22 protein-coding genes are annotated in these 21,635 nt (G+C 68.1%); 11 read left to right on the top strand and 11 right to left on the bottom strand.

Annotation, left to right across the window (positions count from 1 at the left end):
- Positions 1 to 85: 85 nt before the first annotated feature.
- On the bottom strand, positions 86 to 1,390 hold the full coding sequence (locus tag RGI145_RS03445; protein ID WP_075797246.1) for an MFS transporter: 1,305 nt from the start codon (positions 1,388 to 1,390) through the stop codon (positions 86 to 88).
- 429 nt (positions 1,391 to 1,819) lie between these two features.
- On the opposite strand from RGI145_RS03445, the gene radC reads away from it, so the two are divergent.
- Positions 1,820 to 2,497 (top strand): RadC family protein, encoded by a 678-nt coding sequence (radC, locus tag RGI145_RS03440; protein WP_156878419.1) that lies wholly within the window; start codon positions 1,820 to 1,822, stop codon positions 2,495 to 2,497.
- A gap of 13 nt (positions 2,498 to 2,510) precedes the next feature.
- Here radC and RGI145_RS03435 read toward each other — a convergent pair whose 3' ends face one another.
- The 5 genes from RGI145_RS03435 to RGI145_RS03415 form a co-directional block, all read right to left on the bottom strand.
- Positions 2,511 to 3,131 carry a hypothetical protein gene (locus tag RGI145_RS03435; RefSeq protein ID WP_075797244.1) on the bottom strand — a complete coding sequence of 207 codons (621 nt, stop codon included), beginning with the start codon at positions 3,129 to 3,131 and terminating at the stop codon, positions 2,511 to 2,513.
- Positions 3,128 to 3,763: a TerC family protein gene (locus RGI145_RS03430; RefSeq protein ID WP_075797243.1), complete on the bottom strand. Its 636-nt coding sequence runs from the start codon at positions 3,761 to 3,763 to the stop codon at positions 3,128 to 3,130. Before RGI145_RS03430 ends, RGI145_RS03435 begins: the two co-directional genes overlap by 4 nt.
- A gap of 393 nt (positions 3,764 to 4,156) precedes the next feature.
- Entirely contained in the window at positions 4,157 to 4,819 is a 663-nt protein-coding gene (locus RGI145_RS03425; protein WP_075797242.1) for a TerC family protein, read from the bottom strand.
- 131 nt (positions 4,820 to 4,950) lie between these two features.
- On the bottom strand, positions 4,951 to 5,841 hold the full coding sequence (locus RGI145_RS03420) for a PhzF family phenazine biosynthesis protein (protein WP_075797241.1): 891 nt from the start codon (positions 5,839 to 5,841) through the stop codon (positions 4,951 to 4,953).
- Entirely contained in the window at positions 5,838 to 6,026 is a 189-nt protein-coding gene (locus RGI145_RS03415) for a DUF1127 domain-containing protein (RefSeq protein ID WP_075797240.1), read from the bottom strand. Before RGI145_RS03415 ends, RGI145_RS03420 begins: the two co-directional genes overlap by 4 nt.
- A 169-nt stretch (positions 6,027 to 6,195) precedes the next feature.
- On the opposite strand from RGI145_RS03415, the gene RGI145_RS03410 reads away from it, so the two are divergent.
- Positions 6,196 to 7,557, top strand: coding sequence for an aminotransferase-like domain-containing protein (locus tag RGI145_RS03410; protein ID WP_075797239.1), 1,362 nt, complete (start codon positions 6,196 to 6,198; stop codon positions 7,555 to 7,557).
- A 78-nt stretch (positions 7,558 to 7,635) separates the two neighbouring features.
- Here RGI145_RS03410 and RGI145_RS03405 read toward each other — a convergent pair whose 3' ends face one another.
- Positions 7,636 to 9,330 carry a HAMP domain-containing methyl-accepting chemotaxis protein gene (locus RGI145_RS03405; RefSeq protein ID WP_075797238.1) on the bottom strand — a complete coding sequence of 565 codons (1,695 nt, stop codon included), beginning with the start codon at positions 9,328 to 9,330 and terminating at the stop codon, positions 7,636 to 7,638.
- A 377-nt stretch (positions 9,331 to 9,707) separates the two neighbouring features.
- On the opposite strand from RGI145_RS03405, the gene RGI145_RS03400 reads away from it, so the two are divergent.
- The gene (locus tag RGI145_RS03400) at positions 9,708 to 10,730 is read left to right on the top strand and encodes an LLM class flavin-dependent oxidoreductase (RefSeq protein WP_075797237.1); all 1,023 of its coding nucleotides are present in this window, start codon (positions 9,708 to 9,710) and stop codon (positions 10,728 to 10,730) included.
- Positions 10,731 to 11,034: 304 nt separating this feature from the next.
- Here RGI145_RS03400 and RGI145_RS03395 read toward each other — a convergent pair whose 3' ends face one another.
- Entirely contained in the window at positions 11,035 to 12,126 is a 1,092-nt protein-coding gene (locus tag RGI145_RS03395) for a branched-chain amino acid aminotransferase (RefSeq protein ID WP_075797236.1), read from the bottom strand.
- Between the two features lie 272 nt (positions 12,127 to 12,398).
- Between RGI145_RS03395 and RGI145_RS03390 the strand changes: the two genes are divergently transcribed.
- Both RGI145_RS03390 and purB read left to right on the top strand, forming a co-directional pair.
- Positions 12,399 to 12,827 carry a GFA family protein gene (locus RGI145_RS03390; RefSeq protein WP_075797235.1) on the top strand — a complete coding sequence of 143 codons (429 nt, stop codon included), beginning with the start codon at positions 12,399 to 12,401 and terminating at the stop codon, positions 12,825 to 12,827.
- Between the two features lie 204 nt (positions 12,828 to 13,031).
- Positions 13,032 to 14,375: an adenylosuccinate lyase gene (purB, locus tag RGI145_RS03385; protein WP_075797234.1), complete on the top strand. Its 1,344-nt coding sequence runs from the start codon at positions 13,032 to 13,034 to the stop codon at positions 14,373 to 14,375.
- Positions 14,376 to 14,562: 187 nt separating this feature from the next.
- Here purB and RGI145_RS25550 read toward each other — a convergent pair whose 3' ends face one another.
- Both RGI145_RS25550 and RGI145_RS03375 read right to left on the bottom strand, forming a co-directional pair.
- Positions 14,563 to 15,387, bottom strand: a complete 825-nt coding sequence (locus RGI145_RS25550) for a hypothetical protein (protein WP_208863918.1) — start codon at positions 15,385 to 15,387, stop codon at positions 14,563 to 14,565.
- 87 nt (positions 15,388 to 15,474) lie between these two features.
- Positions 15,475 to 15,975: a PepSY domain-containing protein gene (locus RGI145_RS03375; protein ID WP_083670343.1), complete on the bottom strand. Its 501-nt coding sequence runs from the start codon at positions 15,973 to 15,975 to the stop codon at positions 15,475 to 15,477.
- 351 nt (positions 15,976 to 16,326) lie between these two features.
- Between RGI145_RS03375 and purC the strand changes: the two genes are divergently transcribed.
- The 5 genes from purC to RGI145_RS24910 all read left to right on the top strand — a co-directional run bounded on the left by purC (position 16,327) and on the right by RGI145_RS24910 (position 18,961).
- Positions 16,327 to 17,091 carry a phosphoribosylaminoimidazolesuccinocarboxamide synthase gene (purC, locus tag RGI145_RS03370; RefSeq protein WP_027281123.1) on the top strand — a complete coding sequence of 255 codons (765 nt, stop codon included), beginning with the start codon at positions 16,327 to 16,329 and terminating at the stop codon, positions 17,089 to 17,091.
- Between the two features lie 56 nt (positions 17,092 to 17,147).
- Positions 17,148 to 17,393, top strand: a complete 246-nt coding sequence (purS, locus tag RGI145_RS03365; RefSeq protein ID WP_026033446.1) for a phosphoribosylformylglycinamidine synthase subunit PurS — start codon at positions 17,148 to 17,150, stop codon at positions 17,391 to 17,393.
- A 61-nt stretch (positions 17,394 to 17,454) separates the two neighbouring features.
- Positions 17,455 to 17,709, top strand: coding sequence for a hypothetical protein (locus RGI145_RS03360; protein ID WP_075797232.1), 255 nt, complete (start codon positions 17,455 to 17,457; stop codon positions 17,707 to 17,709).
- A gap of 22 nt (positions 17,710 to 17,731) precedes the next feature.
- Positions 17,732 to 18,406 carry a phosphoribosylformylglycinamidine synthase subunit PurQ gene (purQ, locus tag RGI145_RS03355; RefSeq protein ID WP_075797231.1) on the top strand — a complete coding sequence of 225 codons (675 nt, stop codon included), beginning with the start codon at positions 17,732 to 17,734 and terminating at the stop codon, positions 18,404 to 18,406.
- Positions 18,407 to 18,490: 84 nt separating this feature from the next.
- Positions 18,491 to 18,961, top strand: a complete 471-nt coding sequence (locus RGI145_RS24910) for a hypothetical protein (RefSeq protein WP_156878418.1) — start codon at positions 18,491 to 18,493, stop codon at positions 18,959 to 18,961.
- A 217-nt stretch (positions 18,962 to 19,178) separates the two neighbouring features.
- Here the strand turns inward: RGI145_RS24910 and RGI145_RS24625 are convergent, their stop codons facing one another.
- On the bottom strand, positions 19,179 to 20,783 hold the full coding sequence (locus tag RGI145_RS24625; RefSeq protein ID WP_083671034.1) for an AAA family ATPase: 1,605 nt from the start codon (positions 20,781 to 20,783) through the stop codon (positions 19,179 to 19,181).
- Positions 20,784 to 20,980: 197 nt separating this feature from the next.
- On the opposite strand from RGI145_RS24625, the gene RGI145_RS03340 reads away from it, so the two are divergent.
- Positions 20,981 to 21,577 (top strand): IS5/IS1182 family transposase, encoded by a 597-nt coding sequence (locus RGI145_RS03340; RefSeq protein ID WP_075797229.1) that lies wholly within the window; start codon positions 20,981 to 20,983, stop codon positions 21,575 to 21,577.
- Positions 21,578 to 21,635 lie beyond the last annotated feature (58 nt).

The raw sequence follows: 21,635 nt of genomic DNA, 5'->3' as shown, positions 1-21,635 counted from the left end.
AGGAGCCACCGGCTCCTGGCGGATGGGGGAACGGGGGCTCCCCCGGGGCCACGAGCACGACGACCCGGGGGGATGCCCCCCGCCTTCAGACCCGGGCGCGCGCCGCGTCCAGGCTCACCGCCTTGTCCTTCGGCAGCATGAAGTGGATCAGCGTCACCGCGACCACATAGGCCCCGGCGCCCACGAAGAAGACCAGCGTGTAGTTGTTGTTCGTGGCATCCAGCACATGCCCCACCACCACGGCCGAGAAGCCGCCCAGGATCGAGCTGATGCAGCCGCCCAGCCCGACCGCCCCGGCCACCGCCTCCTTCGGCATGGTGTCGGAAACCAGCGTGAACAGGTTGGCCGAGAAGCCCTGGTGCGCCGCCATGGCCAGGCCGATCAGCAGCACCGCCACCCAGATCTGCTCCGTCATCGGCGCCAGGAAGACCGGCACGGTGCAGAGCGCGCAGACCAGCAGCGCCATCTTGCGCGCCGTGAACACCCCGAAGCCCGAACGCATCAGCCGCCCCGACAGCCAGCCGCCGCCGATCGAGCCCACATCCGTCATCAGGTAGATCACCACCAGCGGCAGGCCCAGCGCCATCAGGTTCACGTGGAACTTCGAGAACAGGAAGCTCGGCACCCAGTTGTTGTAGAACCACCAGACGGGGTTGGTCAGGATGCCGCCCACCAGATAGACCCAGGTGCCCGGATAGCGCAGCAGGTGCGACCAGGGCACTTTCCGCGACGGCGGCGCCACCTCGTGGTCGCTCTGGATATAGCGCAGCTCCGCCGGGTTCACCTTCGGGTGCTCCTCCGGCGCCCGGTAGGTCGCGAGCCACACCGCCACCCAGACGAAGCCCACCAGGCCGGTGATGTAGAACGCCGTCTGCCAGCCCCAGTGCACGGTGACGAAAGCCGCGATCAGCGGCGCCAGCAGCCCGCCGATATTGCTGCCGGAATTGAAGATGCCCGTGGCCAGCGCCCGGTCGCGCACCGGAAACCAGGTCGCCACCGACTTGATGCAGGTCGGGAAGTTGCCGCCCTCGCCCAGCCCCAGCATGACGCGGGCCAGGATGAAGCCGCTCACCGAGGTCACCAGCCCGTGCGAGGCCGAGGCCGCAGACCAGATCATCGCGGCCACCGCCAGCCCCCAGCGCACGCCCACCTTGTCGGTGAAGGCACCCATCCCCGCATAGCCGGCCGCATAGGCCATGCTGAAGGCGAAGACGATGTTGCCGTACTCGCTCTCGTTGAAGTGGAGTTCACCCTGGATGGTCGGCTTCAGCACCGCCAGCAGGTTGCGGTCCATGTAGTTGATCGTCGTGATGACGAAAAGTAAACCGATAATGAACCATCTGTAATTTCCGGCGGGTGCCAAGCCCTGCCCGGGCGGTTTGCTGCCCATGTTCCGTTCCTCCTGCGCGGCAATTTCCCAGGCGGGAAACCCTTCTTGCCGGGCACTTGGCTTCTGCTTTCCTTCACCGCCCCGGTAGCGTCAAGACTCTTTTGCTCTGTGATATGTCAGATGACACGGGAAGGGCCGCGCCAAGCCGGAAACAGGTCGTCAAACGGGTCTCCACCGCCCGGCGGAACCCTCAGCGTTTGCGGCAAAACGCGATAGCCGAGAAAAGCACATTGGCGAAACAAAGCCAGTTATGCTCAACTTAAAGGCGAAAAAATCATTCGGTTCGCCCCCATCGCGCGCAAGATCACAGCCCGTACCGGCCGCACCCCCGGTCCATCCCAAGGGCGCCCCCTTGGGCAGCCTCCTGGTCCCTCCCCCGGCCAGTCCTCGCTGCTCGACCTCCCACCTCCGCCGGACCGGCCGCCGGCCATGCCGCCGGAGGGTCCGGAGGGGCACCGCCGCCGCCTGCGCCAGCGATTCCTGCGCGGCGGCGCCGAGGCCATGCCCGACTACGAGCTGCTGGAACTCCTGCTCTTCGCCGCCCTGCCGCGCGGCGACACCAAGCCCCTGGCCAAGGCCCTGCTTGCCCGCTTCGGCAGCTTCGCCCGCGCCATCACCGCCCCCGAGGCCGAGCTGCGCGCCATCCCCGGCGTCGGCGATGCCGTGCTGGCCTCCCTCCGCCTCGCCCGCGCCGCCGCCCTGCGCCTATTGGCGCAGGAGGCCCGCCAGGGGCCCGTCCTGGACAACTGGCCGCGCCTCACCGCCTATCTCTCGGCCGCCCTGTCCTGGGAGGATGTGGAGCAGTTCCGCATCCTCTTCCTCGACAGCCGCAACCGCCTCCTGGCCGACGAGGCCCAGGCGCGCGGCACGCTGGACCACGCCCCCGCCTATCCGCGCGAAATCGTCCGCCGCGCCCTGGAACTCGGCGCCGCTGCCGTGATCCTGGTCCACAACCACCCCAGCGGCGACCCGACCCCTTCCCGCGCCGACCTGGCGACGACCACGGCGATCCGCGCCGCCACCACGGCGCTGGGCATCCTCGTCCACGACCACCTGATCGTCGGCTGCGACCGCACACTGTCCTTCCGCCAGGAAGGACTGCTCTGAAAACGGGCCGCCCTCAGCTCCGCGAGGAGCCTCCGGCCCGCAGCGCCGCGCCGACCTCGCGCGCGAAGCGTGGTGCGTCCACGCTGGACGCGCCCCCGTCCGCCGCCATCGTCAACTGCGTCCGCAGGAAGCGCCCGCCCACCGTGCCGACGCAGAGATGCCGCTCGATCCGGGTGCGCCCCAGCCGTCCTTCCAGCAGCGCGCAGCGCAGCGGCCCGCCATTGGCCAGCGGCACCTGGCTGCGCGACACCTCGCGGAAGCTGCGCCCCGTCACCTCGGCATCGATGGAGGTGGATTCCCGCACCAGCGAGGCCAGCTCCGCCTCCACCGCCGCACCGCTGATGGCACCCGGGCCCCGGTCATAGAGCGTGACCTGCGCCGCCACGGTGCGCGAGGGCGTGGCATAGTCCACCGTCCGCGCATCGGCGCCCAGCGCGGGGGCGGCCACGTTCCCGCCCCGCAGCATCCCCGCCGCCTGCGGCGGAAGCCGCGCCAGCACCTCCGCCATGGCCGGGCGGGGGGAACCCGCCTCGACCGAATCCGGATCGCCCCCGCCCGACTGGGCACAGGCCCCGGCCAGCAGCGCCAGCGCGAGGCCCCCCGCCCGCAGCGCCTTCGGCAGCACCCGGCTCACGAATGCCCCTCCGCCGGAACGGGCAGCGGCAGTCCGAGGTTCAAGACGAGATTGGCCGACACAAGGCCCTCCCAGATCAGTTGCAGGCCCACATAGAGGATCAGGAAGACGCCCAGATAGGCGACCCACCGCCAGCGATCGAGCAGCTTGGCCAGCAGCCCGCCCAGCACGCCCATCATGATGATGGAAATCAGCAGCCCGACGACCAGCAGCGGCAGGTCGTTGCGCGCCACCGCCGCCACGGCCAGCACGTTGTCCAGGCTCATCGACACGTCGGCCAGGATGATCTGCCACAGCGCCTGCCAGATCGTCTTCTCGGCGGCCTTGCCGTGCCCTTCCTCCTCCTCGTCCTTGCTGCGCAGCTCCCGCCAGAAGTTCCAGGCGATGTAGAGCAGCGCCGCGCCGCCGAGCAGGTCGATCCACCACAGCGACAGCAGCAGCGTGGCGAAGACCGAGAAGACGATCCGCAGCACCGCCGCCGCGATGACGCCGAACAGCACCGCCTTGGCGCGCTGGTGCGCCGGCAGCCCCGCCGCCGCCAGTCCGATCACCACCGCGTTGTCGCCGGACAGGATGATGTTGAGCCAGATGATCTCCAGCAGCCCGGGCAGCATCCCGGTCAGCGATTCCATATCCGCATTTCCTCACCGGACGCGTGCGGGAGCCCTCCCGGCGAGGTGCAGCGCCCTTCCCAGATGACGGCGAAGCTAGACCGGTTCCATGCGGCCTGGAATGTACCCGGGGGCAGAAAGCCGCGCCGAATCAAGGCGGCATGGCCGCTTCCGCGGCATCCGCCGGTCCCGTCCTGCTCCGACGGCGTCATCTCCGGGCCTTTTCCGGCGCTTCTCCGCATGAACGGCCGGCAAGGATCACACCCTCCCCTCGGTTAGCCCCCCTTGGGTACGGAAGCCGCCAGGAACGGAAAAGGGCGGGATGCACCGGCATCCCGCCCCTCGAACCCATCCCGGACTCCGCCGCCGGAGCCCCGCCGGCCGGGGCATCATGCCCCCCCCGGCCTCGTGGCCTCACCGCGTGGCGGCGCCCCCGCCGAACCAGGCCGAGACATGCGGCCCGACCTCGTGCCAACCCTCGTAGATCATGTTCAGTGCCACGTAGAGGATCACCAGCAACCCGACCCAGGCGATCCAGCGGAACCGCTCCAGCATCTTCGCGATGAAGGTCGCCGCCACGCCCATCAGCACCACCGAGATGGCAAGGCCGATCACCAGCACGTCCAGATGCTCCTTCGCCGCGCCGGCCACCGCCAGCACGTTGTCGAGGCTCATGGACACATCCGCGACCAGGATCTGGATGATCGCCTGGCCCAGCGTCTTGCGCGGCGCCCCCGGCGCGGCACCCGCATGGCCGGACACCGCCTCATGCGCGGCCTCGGCCCCGGCATCCTGCTCATGCCCCGCCCGCAGCTCGCGGTACATCTTCCAGCAGACCCAGAGCAGCAGCAGGCCGCCCATCAGCGTCAGCCCGACGATCGCCAGGAGCTGCGTGGTGATCGCCGCGAAGCCGATCCGCATGATCGTCGCGGCGCCGATGCCCCACAGGATCGCCTTGCGCCGCTGGTCCGGCGGCAGCCCGGCCGCCGCCATGCCCACCACGATCGCGTTGTCGCCGGCCAGAACCAGGTCGATCAACAACACCTGCCCGAGGGCCAACAACCAATCCAGACTCATCGGCGTTTAATCGCTCCCCTCGCGGCCGAAACGGCCCGGCCGGAATCCCGCCGGGCGCCACCGCCCGCCACGCCGCCACTTAAACACTCGGCAATCTTACGGCAACATCGCACAGGCCCACGCCGCTCGCTTCAGGCCAGCAGCCACCCCTCCATCACCCTCGCGCAGTCCCCCGCTACCCCGGCACGGACGGTCCCGCCCTCACGCCAGGCCCACGCCCGCAACAGGCTCGACCGCCCCATCTCCACCCCCTGCCGCACCGGCAGCGCCAGCCGTTCCTCCCCGGACAGGTCGAGCAGCAGGGCCGCCACCGTCGCCGTGGCGCTTCCCGTCGCCGGGTCCTCATACAGCTCGCGCGTGAACATGCGCGAACGCAGCCCGCCTTCCGCCATCCGCACATAGGCATAGATCGACCCGGCCCCGTCGCGCGGCAGCGTCCCGCTCCAGGCCAGCGGGTCCGGCCGGATGCGCCCCAGCGCCCCCAGTCCCGCCAGTTCCACCACCAGGAAAGGCGTGCCCACCGAGACGACCTGCGGCGCATGGCCCGCCACCACCACATCCTCCGCCCGCAGCGATAGACAGGCCGCCACCTCCGCCGCGCCACAGGTGCCGAGGCGCGACAGGGCCTGCGGCGCCTCCAGCGAAGCCCCGGCCACCGCGCCGTCCCGCAGCAGCGGCCGCACCGGCACCAGCCCGGCAATCTCCTCGAAGACCATCGCCTCCGGCACCGCCTCGCCCCGCGCCGCAACCTCCGAAGCCAGCACGAATCCCGTGCCGATATTCGGATGCCCGGCAAAGGGCATCTCCCGCGCCGGCGTGAAGATCCGCACCCTGGCCTGGTGCCCGGCCTGCTCCGGCGGCAGCACGAAGGCCGTCTCGGACAGGTTGAACTCCCGCGCGATGCGCTGCATCGCCGCTCCGTCCAGCCCCGCCGCATCCGGCAGCACCGCCAGCGGATTGCCCGCGTAGCGCTCCGAGGCGAAGACATCCACCGTCACGAAGCGATAGCGCCCGCCGCTCATGACCGGCGCGCCCGTTCGGCGACGATCCCGGCGGAACCATCCCAGAAGGGCCGGCTCGCCTCCATCGCCGCATCCATGGGCGTCAGGCCGATATCGGCCAGTTCCCGCTCCGGAAGCTCCCGCAGCACCCGCCGCGTCGCGGCGTTGCGGTGCCAGACGGCAAGCCGCGCGATCGCCCGTCCCACCGCACTCCAGGCTGAGGCCCCGGGCAGGCCGTCAAAGGGCGGATTGCTCCGATCAACCCCGAAAATTGCTCCGAACATCTGAGAATCGCACCAAATTGCACTGAATGACTTTCTGGCACGCCACCGATTTACCCTTCAACCGCGCAATTGTTCTCGGTACAATATTCCGGTGACCGACTTCCGCGACCTTGCCGACCGCTTCGCCCATGACCTTGCGGCGGACCTCGCCGCCGGCCGCCGCCAGCCGGGCGAACGCCTGCCCCCCAGCCGCGACTACGCCCACCGCCAGGGCATCGCCCCCTCCACCGCCTCCCGCGTCTATGCCGAGCTCATCCGGCGCGGCATCGCGGTGGGCGAGGTCGGGCGCGGCACCTTCCTGCGCGCCACCCCCGCCCCGCCCGGCCTTCCGGCGCGCGAAACTCATGCCGACGCCATCACCGACCTGGAGGTGAACTTCTCCGTCCTCCCCGAGCAGGGCGCCCTCCTCGCCCCCGCCCTCGCCCGCCTGTCGGGGCCGGAGGCGCTGCAACCCCTGCTTTCCCATGGCGCCGCCGCCGGTGACGCCGCCGCCCGCGCTGCCACCGCCCGTCTCCTCGCCCGAACCGGCTGGGCGCCGGACCCCGATTCCCTGCTCTTCGCCGGGCGCGGCCAGCAGGCCCTCTCCGCCTGCTTCACCGCCCTCATCGCCCCCGGCGAGCGGCTGGGGCTGGAGGCCATGACCTATCCGCTCGCCAAGGGCATCGCCCTTCGCCTCGGCCTCGCCCCCGTCCCCATTGCCATGGACGCGCAGGGCCTGCGCCCCGATGCCCTGGCCGCCGCTCATGCCGCCCATCCCCTGCGCCTGCTCTACCTGCAGCCGGACCTGCACAACCCGCTCGGCCCCAGCATGCCGGAGGCCCGCCGTCGGGAGATCGCGGCCCTCTGCCGCAGCCTGGACATCCTGGTGGTGGAGGACTCCGTCTATGGCTTCCTCGCGGAGGACATCCTGCCGCCCCTGGCCGCCCATGCGCCGGAACGCGTCGTCCTGGTGGACAGCCTCTCCAAGCGCGTCGCCCCCGGCATGACCCTGGGCATCCTCACCGCCCCGCCCGCCCTGCGCCCTCGCCTCGCCGCCGCCCTGCGCGTCGGCGGCTGGGTAGCGCAGGGCTTCACTCTCGCCGCCGCCACCGCCTGGATGGAGGATGACAGCGTCGGGGAGCTTGTCCGCCGCAAGCGCCAGGACGCCCGCCGCCGCAACGCCCTGGCGCGCAGCCTCCTCGGCGGCGCCGGCCTTTCCCTGCGCGGCGACCCGCGCGCCTATCACCTCTGGCTCGAACTGCCCGCCCCTTGGCACGCCGAGACCTTCGTGGCCGCCGCCGCCCGCCGCCGCGTCGCCGTTTCCCCCGCCGCCGAGTTCGCTGCCGGCCCCGGACACGCCCCCGATGCCGTCCGCCTCGCCCTCGCCGCCCCCGCCGAAGCCGCCCTGCGCCCGGCCCTCGAAACCCTGCTGGAACTCGCCCTCAACGGCCCCGACGCCGCCGCCATCGGCTGAGCCACCCCGCCACACGGCCCTCGCCGGAGGCCGCGGGCGATGCGGGCCGGAGCCGCCGCCAGGGGAGCTGCCAGGGGATCAGGCGGCCCTCACCCCCGTGGTGAACTCGTGCACCTCGTGGGTCAGTTGCTCCGACTGCTTCGACAGATCGCCCGCGGCCCCCAGCACCTGCGTCGCCGCCGCCCCGGTGTCGCTCGCTCCTCGACTGACCTCGACGATGTTGCGTCCGACCGCATCCGTCGCCAACGCGGTCTGGTTCACCGTCCGCGAGATCTCACCCGTGGCCGCGCTCTGCTCCTCCACCGCGGAGGCGATGGTGACCGTGATCGCGCTCACCTCCTCGATCGTCGCGGCGATGTTCTGGATCGCCACCACCGCACCGGAGGTGGCCTGCTGGATCTGGCCGATCTGCGCGCCGATCTCCTCCGTCGCCCGCGCCGTCTGGGCCGCCAGCGCCTTCACCTCCGAGGCGACGACAGCGAAGCCCTTGCCGGCCTCGCCCGCCCGCGCCGCCTCGATCGTGGCGTTCAGCGCCAACAGGTTTGTCTGGCCCGCGATGCTGCTGATCAGCCCCACCACCTCGCCGATCCGCGCAGCCCCTTCGGCCAGCAGCCGCACCGTCTCATTGGTGCGCCGGGCCTCGTCCACCGCCTTGTTGGTCACCCCGGCGGCCTGCGATACTTGGCGGCTGATCTCCTGGATCGAGGTGGCGAGCTCCTCGGCCGCGGCCGCCACCGTCTGCACGCCCTGCCCCGCCTGCTCGGCGGCACCGCTCACCTCGCTGGCCTGATGGTTGGTCTGCTCGGCCGTGGCACGCATGCCGCGCGCGGTCGCCTCCAGCTCGGTCGCGGCGGCGGACAGCACGCCGACCATGCCGCCGGCACGGGTCTCGAAACCCTGCACGAGGCGCTCGATCCGCTCCGCCCTCTGCTCCCTCGCCTGGTGCTCGGCCGCCTGCTCGGCCGCCAGCCGGTCCGCCGTCTGCATGCTGTCGCGGAACACCGCCACGGCGCGCGCCATGCCGCCGATCTCGTCCTGGCGCTCCAGGCCCGGGATCGTCACGGACAGGTCATGCCCGGCCAACCGCTCCATGGCGGTGGTCATGTCCCTCACCGGACGCGACACGCCGCGCACGATCGAAAAGCCGCAGCCCAGGCACAGCAGCACCGCCAGCGCGGCGGAGGCGGCGATTCCGATCCGGGCGGTGTGCTCCGCCTCCGCCGCCAAGACCGAGGCCGCCTCCCCGCCACGCCGGTTCACCTCGATCAGCTTGGCCAGGGACGTCCGCAGCTGCTGGGCGGTCTGGGAGACCGGCCCCTCCAGCAGCGCGGACAGCGCCACCCCGTCGCCACGCTGCTTGAGCGTCAGGAACTCGTCGCGGGCCCGCAGGACCTGCTTCCAGTCCTCCATCACCTGCGTCGCGAGCATGGCCCCCTCGCCCGGCGTGACCAGGGGCCTGTAGGCTTCCAGCGCGGCGTTGGCTGCCTCCATGGCAGCCTGGCCCCCCTCCAGGAAGGTCTTCTTGTTCTCCTCGTCCCGGGCCAGGAAGAGCGAGCTCTGGGCCCCGCGCAGCCGCTCGCTGTTGCTGGCCAGTTGGCCGAGGTAGCGCACCGAAGGCAGCCAGTTGCCGCGGATCTCGGCCGCGACCTGGGCCACCTCCCCTATCTGCTTCAGGGCGAAGCCGCCCAGGATCAGCGTGCAAAGAAGTACGCAGCCGAACGCCATGAGGATGCGCGCGCGGATCGTCAGCCCGCGCAGGAAGTTCAGTGACATGAGAAGACCTTATCGACAGAAAGAAAGCCTCCGGCGCACCCGGACACCGAAGCTCCGGAAGGAAGCCTGCTCCACATTCCTCAAGAATTCGTGATCACAAGGAACGATCGGCCACCCACCGATCCGGCGTACCAATACGCGGCCGCGAAAGCCGGAACCTTCGCGATCCGGCCTCAGGTCTCCTCGGCGGGGCGCGGGGCTCCGCTCCAGGATGGCAGCGTCCGGAAGCACGCCATGACGGTCATCACCCGCGATGATGACCATCCGCCCGCACCCGCACCATATCCCCCGCGACAGGCGAGGCTCCCCAGGCCGGCGCCTCCCGACCACCCTCGCGCAAGGGGCCGCTCCGCCGCCCCACCGGACCCCTGAAATCCATGAAGAAGATCGGCTTCCTCTCCTTCGGCCATTGGACGCCCTCGCCGCATTCCGGCACCCGCAGCGCCGCCGACGTCATGCACCAGACCATCGACCTCGCCGTCGCGGCCGAGGAACTGGGCACGGACGGCGCCTATATCCGCGTCCACCATTTCGCCCGCCAGCTCGCCTCGCCCTTCCCGCTCCTCGCCGCCATGGGCGCGCGGACGAAGACGATCGAGCTCGGCACCGCCGTCATCGACATGCGCTACGAGAACCCGCTCTACATGGCGGAGGATGCCGGCGCCGCCGACCTCATCTCCGACGGCCGCCTCCAGCTCGGCCTCAGCCGCGGCTCGCCCGAGCAGGTGATCGATGGCTGGCGCCACTTCGGCTACGTCCCCGCCGAGGGCGAGACGGATGCCGATCTGGGCCGCCGCCATGCCGAGGTCTTCCTGGAGGTGCTGAAGGGCCAGGGCTTCGCCCGCCCCAACCCGCGCCCGATGTTCCCCAACCCGCCCGGCCTGCTGCGGCTGGAGCCCTATTCCGAGGGGCTGCGCGAGCGCATCTGGTGGGGTTCCGGCTCCAACGCCACGGCCGTCTGGGCGGCGAAGCTCGGCATGAACCTGCAGAGTTCCACCCTCAAGGATGACGAGACCGGCGAGCCCTTCCACATCCAGCAGGCGAAGCAGATCCGCCTCTACCGCGAGGCCTGGAAGGAGGCCGGCCACGACCGCGCCCCGCGCGTCTCCGTCAGCCGCAGCATCTTCCCCCTGCTCGACGACCGGGACCGCGAGTATTTCGGCCGTGGCGGCAAGGAGCAGGACCAGGTCGGCCTTCTCGGCGACAGCACCCGTGCCATCTTCGGCCGCGGCTACACCGCCGAGCCCGAGGCCCTGATCGCCCAGCTCCGCGAGGACGAGGCCATCGCCGAGGCCGACACCCTGCTGCTGACCATCCCCAACCAGCTCGGCGTCGAATACTGCGCCCATGTCATCGAGGGCATCCTGAAGCAGGTCGCCCCCGCCCTCGGCTGGCGCTGAGCGGCTCCCTGGGGAGGCGCCGCCTCCCCAGACCCCGCCTTTCGCCGGTACTCCGCGGCAAGGCCGGTCCCGGGCCTGATCCCTGAGCGCAGGTGGATCAATGAGGCCCCGAAAACAGAAAAACACCCTGCCCGCACTCGCGGCGCCGGCAGCCCGCCGGAGAGCATGGCTCTCCGGCGAGATCCGGCCGCGGCAAGCGCCAACGAACCGGGTCCAGGGCGCGCAGCGTCCTGGCGGATGGGGGGTCCGGGGGCGAAGGCAGCGCCTTCCCCCCGGAACAGCGCAACGCCCGAACCGGAGCGCCTTACGACGCCTCCGCCGGCACCTTCACCTCGCTCGTCCAGCCATGGGCATCCGGCGCGGTGCCGTACTGGATCGCCACGATCGCCTCGTACAGCTTCTGCGTCAGCGGCCCGGTCTCGCCGCCATTGATGGTGATCTTCTCGCCCTTGTAGCCCAGCAGGCCGACCGGCGAGACCACGGCGGCGGTGCCCGTGCCCCACATCTCCTTCAGCGTGCCGTCGCGCCCGGCCTGCATCACCTCGTCGATGGTGATCGGCCGCTCGCTGGCCTTCACGCCCCAGTCGCGCAGCAGGGTCAGGATGGAGTTCCGCGTCACGCCGTCCAGGATGGTGCCAGCCAGCGGCGGGGTGATCACCTCGTCGCCGATCTTCACCATGATGTTCATGGTGCCCACCTCGTCGAGGTAGCGCCGCTCCACGCCATCCAGCCACAGCACCTGGGTATAGCCCTGCGCCTCGGCATCCTGCGCGGCGGCGAGGGAGGCCGCGTAGTTGGCCGCCGTCTTGGCCTCGCCCAGCCCGCCGCGCACGGCGCGGACATACTTGTCCGTGGCCAGGATCTTCACCGGCTTCACGCCTTCCTTGTAATAGGCGCCGACCGGTGAGCAGATCACGAAGTAGGTGAGCCGGTGCGCCGGATGCACGCCGAGCTGCACCTCCGTCGCCACCACCGTCGGCCGGATATAGAGCGAGGTCCCCGCCCGGTGCGGCACCCAGTCATGGTCCACCGCCACCAGCGCCTCGAAGGAGCGGCGGATCAGCTCCGGGTCCATCGGCGGGATGCAGAGCGCGGCGCAGGACCTGTTCAGCCGCTCGGCATGCCGCTGCGCACGGAACAGGCGCACCGTCCCGTCCTGGCCGCGAAAGGCCTTCAGCCCGTCGAACACCGTCTGCCCGTAATGCAGGACCGAGGTCGCGGGGTCCATGTTGAGCGGGCCATAGGGAACGATGCGCGGGTCGTGCCAGCCTTTCCCCTCCTCGTAGTCCATCAGGAACATGTGGTCGGTCATGACCTTGCCGAAGGTCAGGTCGGCATCGTCGGGGCGCTGCTTCGGCGCCAGGGTGCGGGTCACTCGGATGGCGGGGATGGTCATGGACACCAGCTCTTATGACTTCGTTGCTTGTCATGCCTTTGTAGCGCAAGAAACTGCCGCGTCGGCCCTCAAGCCTGCACGATCTGGTTTTGCCTGCCTTGTGCGGAGTGCGGGGCGGACCCAGCCGCGATCACCGCGAACCCCGTCCTTCCGCCGGACGGCAGCACGCTCCTCCCGCCCCTGCGGGAGACTGGCCTGGCCGCATTTCCCTTGCCTTCCGGGAGGATCGGGCGGCAACTCATAATGAAATCGAAACATCAGGAGGAAACGCCATGGCCACATCCTATGCCGGCGCCTGCTTCTGCGGCGCCGTCGAGATCACCGTCACCGGCGAACCCAACGCGATGGGCTACTGCCACTGCCGTTCCTGCCGGTCCTGGTCGGGCGGGCCGGTCAACGCCTTCAGCCTCTGGCCGCCCGAAGCCGTGCAGGTGGCCAAGGGCGGCGAGCACGTGGCCACCTATGCCAAGACCCCGATGAGCGAGCGGCAGTACTGCCGCCTCTGCGGCGGCCACCTGATGGCCCGCCACCCGCCCCTGCACATGGTGGACGTCTTCGCCGCGACGATCCCGGACCTGCCCTTCGACCCGATGGTGCATGTGAACTACGCCGAGACGGTCCTGCCGATGCGCGACGGCCTGCCGAAGCTGCGGGACTTCCCGATCGATTTCGGCGGTTCCGGCGAGACCATGCCGGAATAGGCACCGCCCCACGGCCAGCGGGCCGCCCCCCCCAGGTCCCGGTTCCGGTCCCAGTCCGGGGGGGGGGGGCAGCCCGTCCCGAAGGCGGCAGGCCTCCCCGCCAAGGCTCGCCCAGCCCCCGCACCCCAGCCCCGCACCGCTTTCCCTTGACGAACCCGCCCCCCGCGCGCGAGGGGGACCGCGCCGTTCAGAGAGGTCCCCCCCATGGTCCCGCGCTACGCCCGCCCCGAGATGACCGCGATCTGGTCGCCCGCGACCCGCTACAAGATCTGGTTCGAGATCGAGGCCCTGGCGGCCGAGGCCATGGGCAACCTCGGCACCATCCCGGCCGAGGCCGCGCGCGTGATCCGGGAAAAGGGCGACCGGCGCACCGCCGACATCACCGACGCCGATGTCGGCCGCATCGACGAGATCGAGCGCGTCACCCGCCACGACGTCATCGCCTTCCTCACCTGGCTGGGCGAGGGCATCGGCCCCGAGGCCCGCTTCATGCACCAGGGCATGACCTCCTCGGACGTGCTCGACACCTGCCTGAACGTGCAGCTCACCCGCGCCGCCGACCTGCTCCTGGCCGACATGGACGCCCTCCTCGCCGCGCTCCGCCGCCGGGCCGAGGAACACGCCCTCACCCCCACCATCGGCCGCAGCCACGGCATCCATGCCGAGCCCACGACCTTCGGCATCAAGCTCGCCGGCCACTGGGCGGAATTCGCCCGCTGCCGCAGGCGCCTCGCCGCCGCCCGTGACGAGGTCGCGACCTGCGCCATCTCCGGCCCCGTCGGCACCTTCGCCTCGGTCGATCCGCGCGTGGAGGCCTTCGTCGCCAGCCGCCTCGGCCTGCGTGCCGAGCCCGTCTCCACCCAGGTGATCCCGCGCGACCGCCACGCCGCTTTCTTCTGCGCCCTGGCCATCACCGCCAGCGCCATCGAACGTTTGGCCACCGAGGTCCGCCACCTCCAGCGCTCCGAGGTGCGGGAGGCCGAGGAATACTTCCACCCCGGCCAGAAGGGCTCCTCCGCGATGCCCCACAAGCGCAACCCGGTGCTGAGCGAGAACCTCACCGGCCTCGCCCGCGTCATCCGCGGCTACGCCACCCCGGCGCTGGAGAATGTCGCCCTCTGGCACGAGCGCGACATCAGCCACAGCAGCGTCGAGCGCTTCATCGGCCCCGACGCCACCATCACGCTGGACTTCGCCCTGGCCCGCGCCACCTCGATGATGGACAAGCTGACCGTCTATCCCGAGCAGATGAAGCGCAACCTCGAAGCCCTGGGCGGCGTGGTCCACAGCCAGAAGGTTCTGCTCGCCCTCACCCAGGCCGGCATGAGCCGCGAGGCCTCCTATGCCGCCGTCCAGCGCGCCGCCATGGCCACCTGGACCGCCCTGGGCACCCCCAATGGCCGCTCCTTCCGCGATGAGCTCCTGGCCGACCCCGAAGTCTCCGCCACCCTCGACGCCGCGACGCTCGACGCCGCCATGGACCCGGCCAAGGACTTCCGCCACATCCAGGACACCCTGGCCCGCGTCTTCGCCAGCGAAGGCGCCTGACACGAAAGGACCCGCGGTGCCGCCTGGCACCACGGGTCCCTCGATCCTCGCTACGCCGGCCACGAAATCCCCGGCTTATCGCGCTGCCGGAGCCCGCCCGCCCGCAGCGTCACATGGAAAAGGGGCGGACCCAACCGTCCGCCCCCATCCTCACACCCTCAACCGGGCGAGCCCCGGCGGACAGGCCTTAGCGCCCCGTCCCGGTCGGGTTGGTCCCGCTGGTATTCGCGCCCGTGACCTTGTCGAAGCCCCGGCTGGCCATCGTGCCCTTCGGGTTCTCCGGCGTACCGTCCGACTGCCCGGGATAGGCCCCGCTCAGATTGGTGCCCGCCGCGCGATCCGCCGCCCGCGTCGCCGCCGTCCCGGGTGGGTTCCCCGGCGCGCCATCCGGCGCCGAGGCCGTGCCCCGCCCAGCCTCCAACGTGTTCAGGTCGTCATCATCCCGGTATCCGGCCCAGCCGCCGGCCCGGTAATCCGCCTCGCGCGTGGCGGCATCCACCGGCCCATGGCTGGCCAGGATGCGCTCCGCCTCGTCGATGCGCGCATCCTCGCTCCGCACCGTCACCAGCGTCCCGCCCCGCCGCACGCCCTCGGCATAGGTCCCGGCCTCGTTCTCGCTCACCCCGGCCCCGGTCAGCGCGCCCAGCAACCCGCCGGCCGCCGCACCCGCCCCCGCGCCGGTCAGCGTCGCCACCAGCCAGCCCGCCGCGACCACCGGGCCCACGCCCGGGATCGCCAGCGCCCCGAGTCCGGCCGCGAGCCCCGCGCCACCGCCCAGCACCGTCCCCAGCGTGGCGCCGACCCCGGCCCCGGACTCGCTGTTCTCCGCCGTGTCCGTGGTGGTCTCCGTGGTCGTCCCGGCCGCCGTGGAGGTCGTGCCGTAACGTCCCTCGGTATTGTTGGCGAGGATGCTCACATCCTCATGCCGGAAACCCACCGCCTCCAGATCCCGCACTGCCGCCAGCGCATGGTCGTGGGTGTCGAACAGCCGGGTAATGGTCCGCATAGCCATGATTCGCGTTCCTCTCGTATCGTTCTTGCATGATCCGCGCGCTCCGCCCCTGCGGTCCTCCCCTGAGGGAGCCGCAAGGGTCAGCCATCAGCGCGCGACGGAAGCGGTGCCCATCACCACGTTGCCGCGGAAATCCAGTCCCACATCCACGGTCTGCCCGTTCCGCGTGGCCTTCCCGCGCCAGACGCCCGCATCGTCCTTCTTCAGCTCCGAGACCTGCGAATAACCCGCCGCCTCGATCCGGCTCCGCGCCTGCCCTTCCGTGAAGCTGTTCGCCCCGGCCTCAGGCGTCGTCGTCACCGGCGTCCCCGAGGCCTGCGGCCGCGAACCCGCCTCGCCCGCCGGCCGCGGCGCGGTCATCGGTGCCGCCGTCCCCGTCCCGGGCGCCGTTCCCGGCGTGGCCCCGGGCGTACCCTGCGCCATGGTGGACCCGCCGCCGCCCGGCATTGTCGGCGTCCCGATCGTGCCCTGCTGGCTGGCCCCCGTCTGGCTCTGTGCCATCGCCGCCGGCACGAACCCCACCGCTCCCAGCATCAGCCCCGCCGCCACCGCGAAGCCACCGATGCCACCCATGAGACTGTTCCGCATGCGCTCTCTCCTCGTCCATCTGCGGCGTTGTCCGACCGGGCATCCGGCCCGTCCGCCTGTGCCCGGGTTAACGGCCCAGCACCGCTTCCGTTGACAGCCCCCCTTCCGAAACGTGATAAGGCCCGTTCACGCGGCAACCGCGCCCGCCGCCCGGACCGTGGCGCGGGACACGACCCGGCAGGTCACCCAAGGGGCCAACCGCCCTCACGGCCACGCGGGTCAGCCGGCACACCCTGGGCGGTGGAAGAACCCCCCACCCCCTGCTATACCCACCCGCCACAGGCTGCCCGACCCCCGGTCCCACGACCCAGGGTCCGGCGGCCACGACGGATTTCTGGACGACGATTGACGATGGCCCGACGGCGGCAACTCTACGAAGGCAAGGCGAAGATCCTCTTCGAAGGTCCGGAACCGGGCACCCTCGTCCAGTACTTCAAGGATGACGCCTCCGCCGCCAACGGCGCCAAGAAGGGCGTCATCACCGGCAAGGGCGTGCTCAACAACCGCATCAGCGAATACCTGATGACGCGCCTCTCCGACATCGGCATCCCCACCCACTTCATCCGCCGCCTGAACATGCGCGAGCAGCTGATCCGGGAGGTCGAGATCATCCCCCTCGAACTGGTGGTCCGCAACGTCGCCGCCGGCTCCCTCTCCACACGCCTCGGCATCCAGGAAGGCCAGCGCCTCCCCCGCTCGATCATCGAGTACTACTACAAGAACGACGCCCTCCAGGACCCCATGGTCAGCGAGGAGCACATCACCTGCTTCGGCTGGGCCTCCACCCAGGACCTGGACGACATGGTCCAGCTCGCCCTGCGCGTGAACGACTTCCTCACCGGCCTCTTCCTCGGCATCGGCATCGTCCTCGTGGACCTCAAGCTCGAATTCGGCCGCTTCTACGAGAACGAGGAGGTCCGCATCGTCCTCGCCGACGAGATCTCCCCCGACAACTGCCGCCTCTGGGACAGCAAGACCGGCGAGAAGATGGACAAGGACCGCTTCCGCCGCGACCTCGGCAAGGTCGAGGAAGGCTACCAGGAAGTCGCCCGCCGCCTCGGCATCCTCCCCGAAGCCGGCGTCCGCGACCTCAAGGGCCCCGAACTGATGCAGTGACGGCCCCGCCAGGCCCTCACCCGCCCCACCGCTTACTCCCTGGGAGACCCCACCCCGTGAAAGCCCGCGTGACCGTCATGCCCAAGCAGGGCGTCCTCGATCCCCAGGGCAAGGCCATCGCCCATGCCCTCGCCAACCTGGGCTACGACGCCGTCCACGACGTCCGCGCCGGCAAGGTCATCGAGCTCGACCTGACCGAGACCGACCCGGACAAGGCGAAGGCCCAGGCCGAGGACATGGCCCGCAAGCTCCTCGCCAACACCGTCATCGAGAGCTTCCGCGTCGAGGTCTCCCCCGCGTGATTCCGGCGGAGGGAACCTTACCCATGCCGCGCCCCCACCCACCCGGAGGGGCCCCGCGCGCATGATCAAGGCCTCCCTCCTCCTCATGCTGGGCCTCACCGTCCTCGTCGCCATGACCCTGCGCTGGCGGGAACGCCACTACCCCCCCGCCCCGCCGCCCCAGCCCACGGCACGGCCCCGCCGCGCCCGCCGCCCCTCCCTCCTCCGGGAAGGCAAGCGCACCCTCGACCGCTGGGTCACCGCCGCCGCCATCGCCGCCTGCCTCACCATCGTCCTGATGGGCGGCCTGCACTACCTGAAGCTCTGGCAGAACTGACCTCCACGGAAAGGCACCCCCCATGAAGGCCGCCATCGTCGTCTTCCCCGGCACCAACCGCGAGCGCGACATGGCCCTCGCCCTCAGGCGCGCCTCGGGCCGCGAGCCCCTGATGCTCTGGCATGGCGAGCACGCCCTCCCCCCGGGCCTCGACCTCGTCGTCCTCCCCGGCGGCTTCTCCCACGGCGACTACCTCCGCTGCGGCGCCATGGCCGCCCAGTCCCCCATCATGCAGTCCATCAAGGACTTCGCGGCCAAAGGCGGCCACGTCCTCGGCGTCTGCAACGGCTTCCAGATCCTCACCGAGGCCGGCCTCCTCCCCGGCGCCCTCCTCCGCAACGCCGGCCTCCGCTTCCTCTCCATGGACTGCGTCCTGCGCGTCGAACGCGCCGGCACCCCCTACACCGCGCGCTGGCAGCAGGGCGAAACCTTCCGCGCCCCCATGGCCCACGGCGACGGCAACTACTTCGCCGATGACACGACGCTGGACCGGCTGGAGGGCGAGGGCCTCGTCGCCTTCCGCTACGCCGACCGCAACCGCAACGGTGCCGTCCGCGACATCGCCGGCATCCTCTCCCCCAACCTCCGCATCCTCGGCATGATGCCCCACCCCGAGAACTACGCGGACCCCCTCACCGGCGGCGAGGACGGCCTACCCCTCTTCCAGAGCATCGCGGAAACCCTGGTCGGGGCCTGAGGTTCGGGCGTCGCATCGCAGGGGCCCTGCCCCTGCACCCCGGCAGGAACCTGAGGTTCCTGCACCTCCCGTGAGTGGGCGCTCATGTCCGGCGGCAAACCACCCCGTTCACACACCTGGTTCCAGGCGGCATCGGGCTGGCTTTTGCTCTATGTGACGCTGGGAAATCTCCTGGGCGTCCTGCTCCAGCTTCTCTTCATCGACAATTCAGCCTGCCCGTCTCGCTCTTACCTCTTTGATCCGAGCATCATACGATGTTCGGGAATGGAGGAGTTCAGCCTTCCTCTACTCCTCATCCTGCTTCCGCCCCGGCTGCTGGCAATCATCGCGGCGTTTCCGATCGCAGTGATCCCTTTGAACATCGCCGAGAATGATGGTTTCAACCTGACCATCAATTTGCTCTTCGGAGCCGCGACCTTCGTGATCTTCCGCGCCGCTTCGTTCCGCTGGCCGCTGAGGCCGCTCAGCTACCAATCTCTCCTACTACCGCTCGCCACTATCACGCTTCTTGCCTGGGCGTTCCTGGTAGCTCTCGAAGTCCACATGCATCACTAGACCCCTATCTCCGACCTCCGCATCCTCGGCATGATGCCTTACCTTGAGAATTACACGGACTCCCTCACGGCGGCGAGGCCGGCCAACCGCTGTCCCACAGCATCGCGGAAACCCTGGTCGGGGCCTGATTGGCCGAACGTCGCAGCGCAGGGGCTCTGCCCCTGCACCCCAGCAGGACTCTGAGGTTCCTGCACCTCAGTTTAATACATTCGCTCCTCTACAAAGCGGGCAAAATGGGCAATCTTTTTGCTAGCGACTCCACTATTAACCGACCTCTTTCCGATTTTCGCTGCATTTGTGTTAGAATTGAATTAGCATACTCCTTATATCCATTAAAACCTAAAGCCTGAGCAATACCTGCAGGCAATTTTGTATTTTTTATCGGTATAGCAGCAATGATTTTGAATACATCCTCTTCCTTCAACTGTTCGCACAGAGCTAAATCGATGGAACATCTAATTTCCTCTATGTTAATGCCATGAATTTCGCTTTGCCCAGCACGAACGGATTTCATCGATACCTTTCGTGATGATAATTCTCTATTTACAGCCCAAACCAACTGCTTAAGCAGAATGTCTTCTTTATTTTCGTCTAGAAGAATTTTTATTTGGCCTTTAATTATTTCTAGCCTTTCGCTGACTGACGCACCACCGTGCAACTCATAAATTGCCTCGGCCATCTGCTGCACCACAATTCGGTCAAAGAATAAATTTTCTATCGTTGGTGTCGGAAGAGAGTAAATTTGATCTTTTTGGTATTCTTCTTTCTCTTTATCATTCTTTCCATCAGAATCAATCAATCCCGCAACTTCAATCCAGTGATAGCGTCTATTTTTTCTCAGAGATCGAACACTGCTGACAACAGAATCCCAACCACCCTGTTCCTTCACAGTCCACCCAGGATATATCATACCATAGAGGGCTTTATCCTCCGATGACATTTGGCCCTCAACTAACAGCAACGCGCGACGACTACCCAAAATTGCCTGCCGCAAGTCGTCCGTAATTTCGGCGTTAAAATCTACATTAAATGCATCATATTTCCTTTTTTCTGGCATGGTAGCCGTAATTTTAGAATTCTTAACATACACTAAATGATTAACCGTAAGCCATTCTATTAACTGTAAATCATGAGTTGAAAAAATAAACCCCACATCGGGGCGAGATCGTACAGCGGCTGCGATCAGCGGACCCGATATGCTCGGATTGAGATGCCTTTCCGGCTCATCTATGATGAGAAATGTACTTTCCGGCCTAATTACAGTTGCTCCAGCTAAGAGCAAAGCTGCCCGCTCGCCATCAGATAATTGACTAATGTTATAGATTTCACCATCTCGTGACGCTCGAAGGCCCACTGTATCGACAGTTAGTTTAACCGGCAATTTTGCCGCCACGAATATCTCATTAATAGTAACAATTGGCTGTGGGTGCTTTTGATTTGCCTGGGCAAGTGTCATACCACTTTCAATACAGCCTAAAGCTGCTGTTGCGGCTTCCGTCTGCTTGTTCATAATCCTCTTCATAACAGACTTTAAATGCTGTTCACTCATATGATTCTGATATCTATTTGACCCTATACGGATGTTGTTTGAAAAAGTTTCCATTCCTTGCCCTATTTGATCAATATCATCTCCATTGAAGTGTATTTGCCTATATCCAGAAAATCTTTCTACTTCATGACTTGAGCTAAATGCGTTGTTAATTTCATCTACTAACGATGACTTTCCAGCCCCATTTGGCCCAATAATTAATGTCAACTGCCCTGCCTCCAGGGGCAAGTTTATTTTATCTCCAGAAGTCAACAAGATTTCGAAATTTATCATGCTTTCTCCGATTTATGTCCGGAAAATTTCTATGCAAAACAATGCAGCCATAGTCTTTGGCGATCGATACAATACGCAATTATGATATAGAATCACAGTTTGTCTATCATCAACCAGTATTGAGGTGTTTCTCAGTTTTCGGCATATAGAATTAGGAAAACTTGCCTATTTCCCACCCCCATGCTACACTCCCACCCATGCGCCACCCCTCCCGCTTCTCCCCACCCCAACCCTTCCGCCCCCTCACCGACGACGAGTGGCTCGCCCTCCTCCCCCACATCCTCCCGCGCTCACCCGCTGGCCGCCCCATCGCCGATCTCCGCCTCCGCATGGACGCCATCTTCCACCTCGCTCTCACCCCCGACCCCTGGCGCGCCCTCCCGCCCCACTACGGCAACCCCGCCACCATCTCCCGCTACTTCCGCCGCCTCACCCATAACGGCCTCTGGTCCCGCCTCCTCACCCTCCTGGCCGAAACCCACCCCAGCCACCCCCTCCGCGCCATCGAGCATCGCATCTGCCGCGCCGCCCGCCGCGCCTACCGCATCCTCGGCCTGCGCCTCATCCTCCTCGCCCGCCGCCTCGGCCTCCGCTCCGCCCTCCCCGGCCCGCCCTGGCTCCTCCCCGACCCGGATTTGTCCGAAACCCTGCGCCGGACGAAAATCCCGCCCTTTCCAACGCGCTATGGCACAATCACCGCCTACCGGAACTGGCTGAAAACCCTCGCCGCCCTCCACCGCACCGCCGGCGGCCGCGCCCGCCTCCCAAACCGCCTCCGCCACGCCTGGCCATGAGCACCCGTCCCGGCAACCCTCCCCCGATGCGCGAACCCCTGGACATCGCGCCCGCGCC

Source organism: Roseomonas gilardii (genome assembly GCF_001941945.1).
GTDB lineage: Bacteria > Pseudomonadota > Alphaproteobacteria > Acetobacterales > Acetobacteraceae > Roseomonas.
The sequence above is the reverse complement of the archived record's forward strand: the minus strand, read 5'-3'. Positions and strand labels throughout refer to the sequence as shown.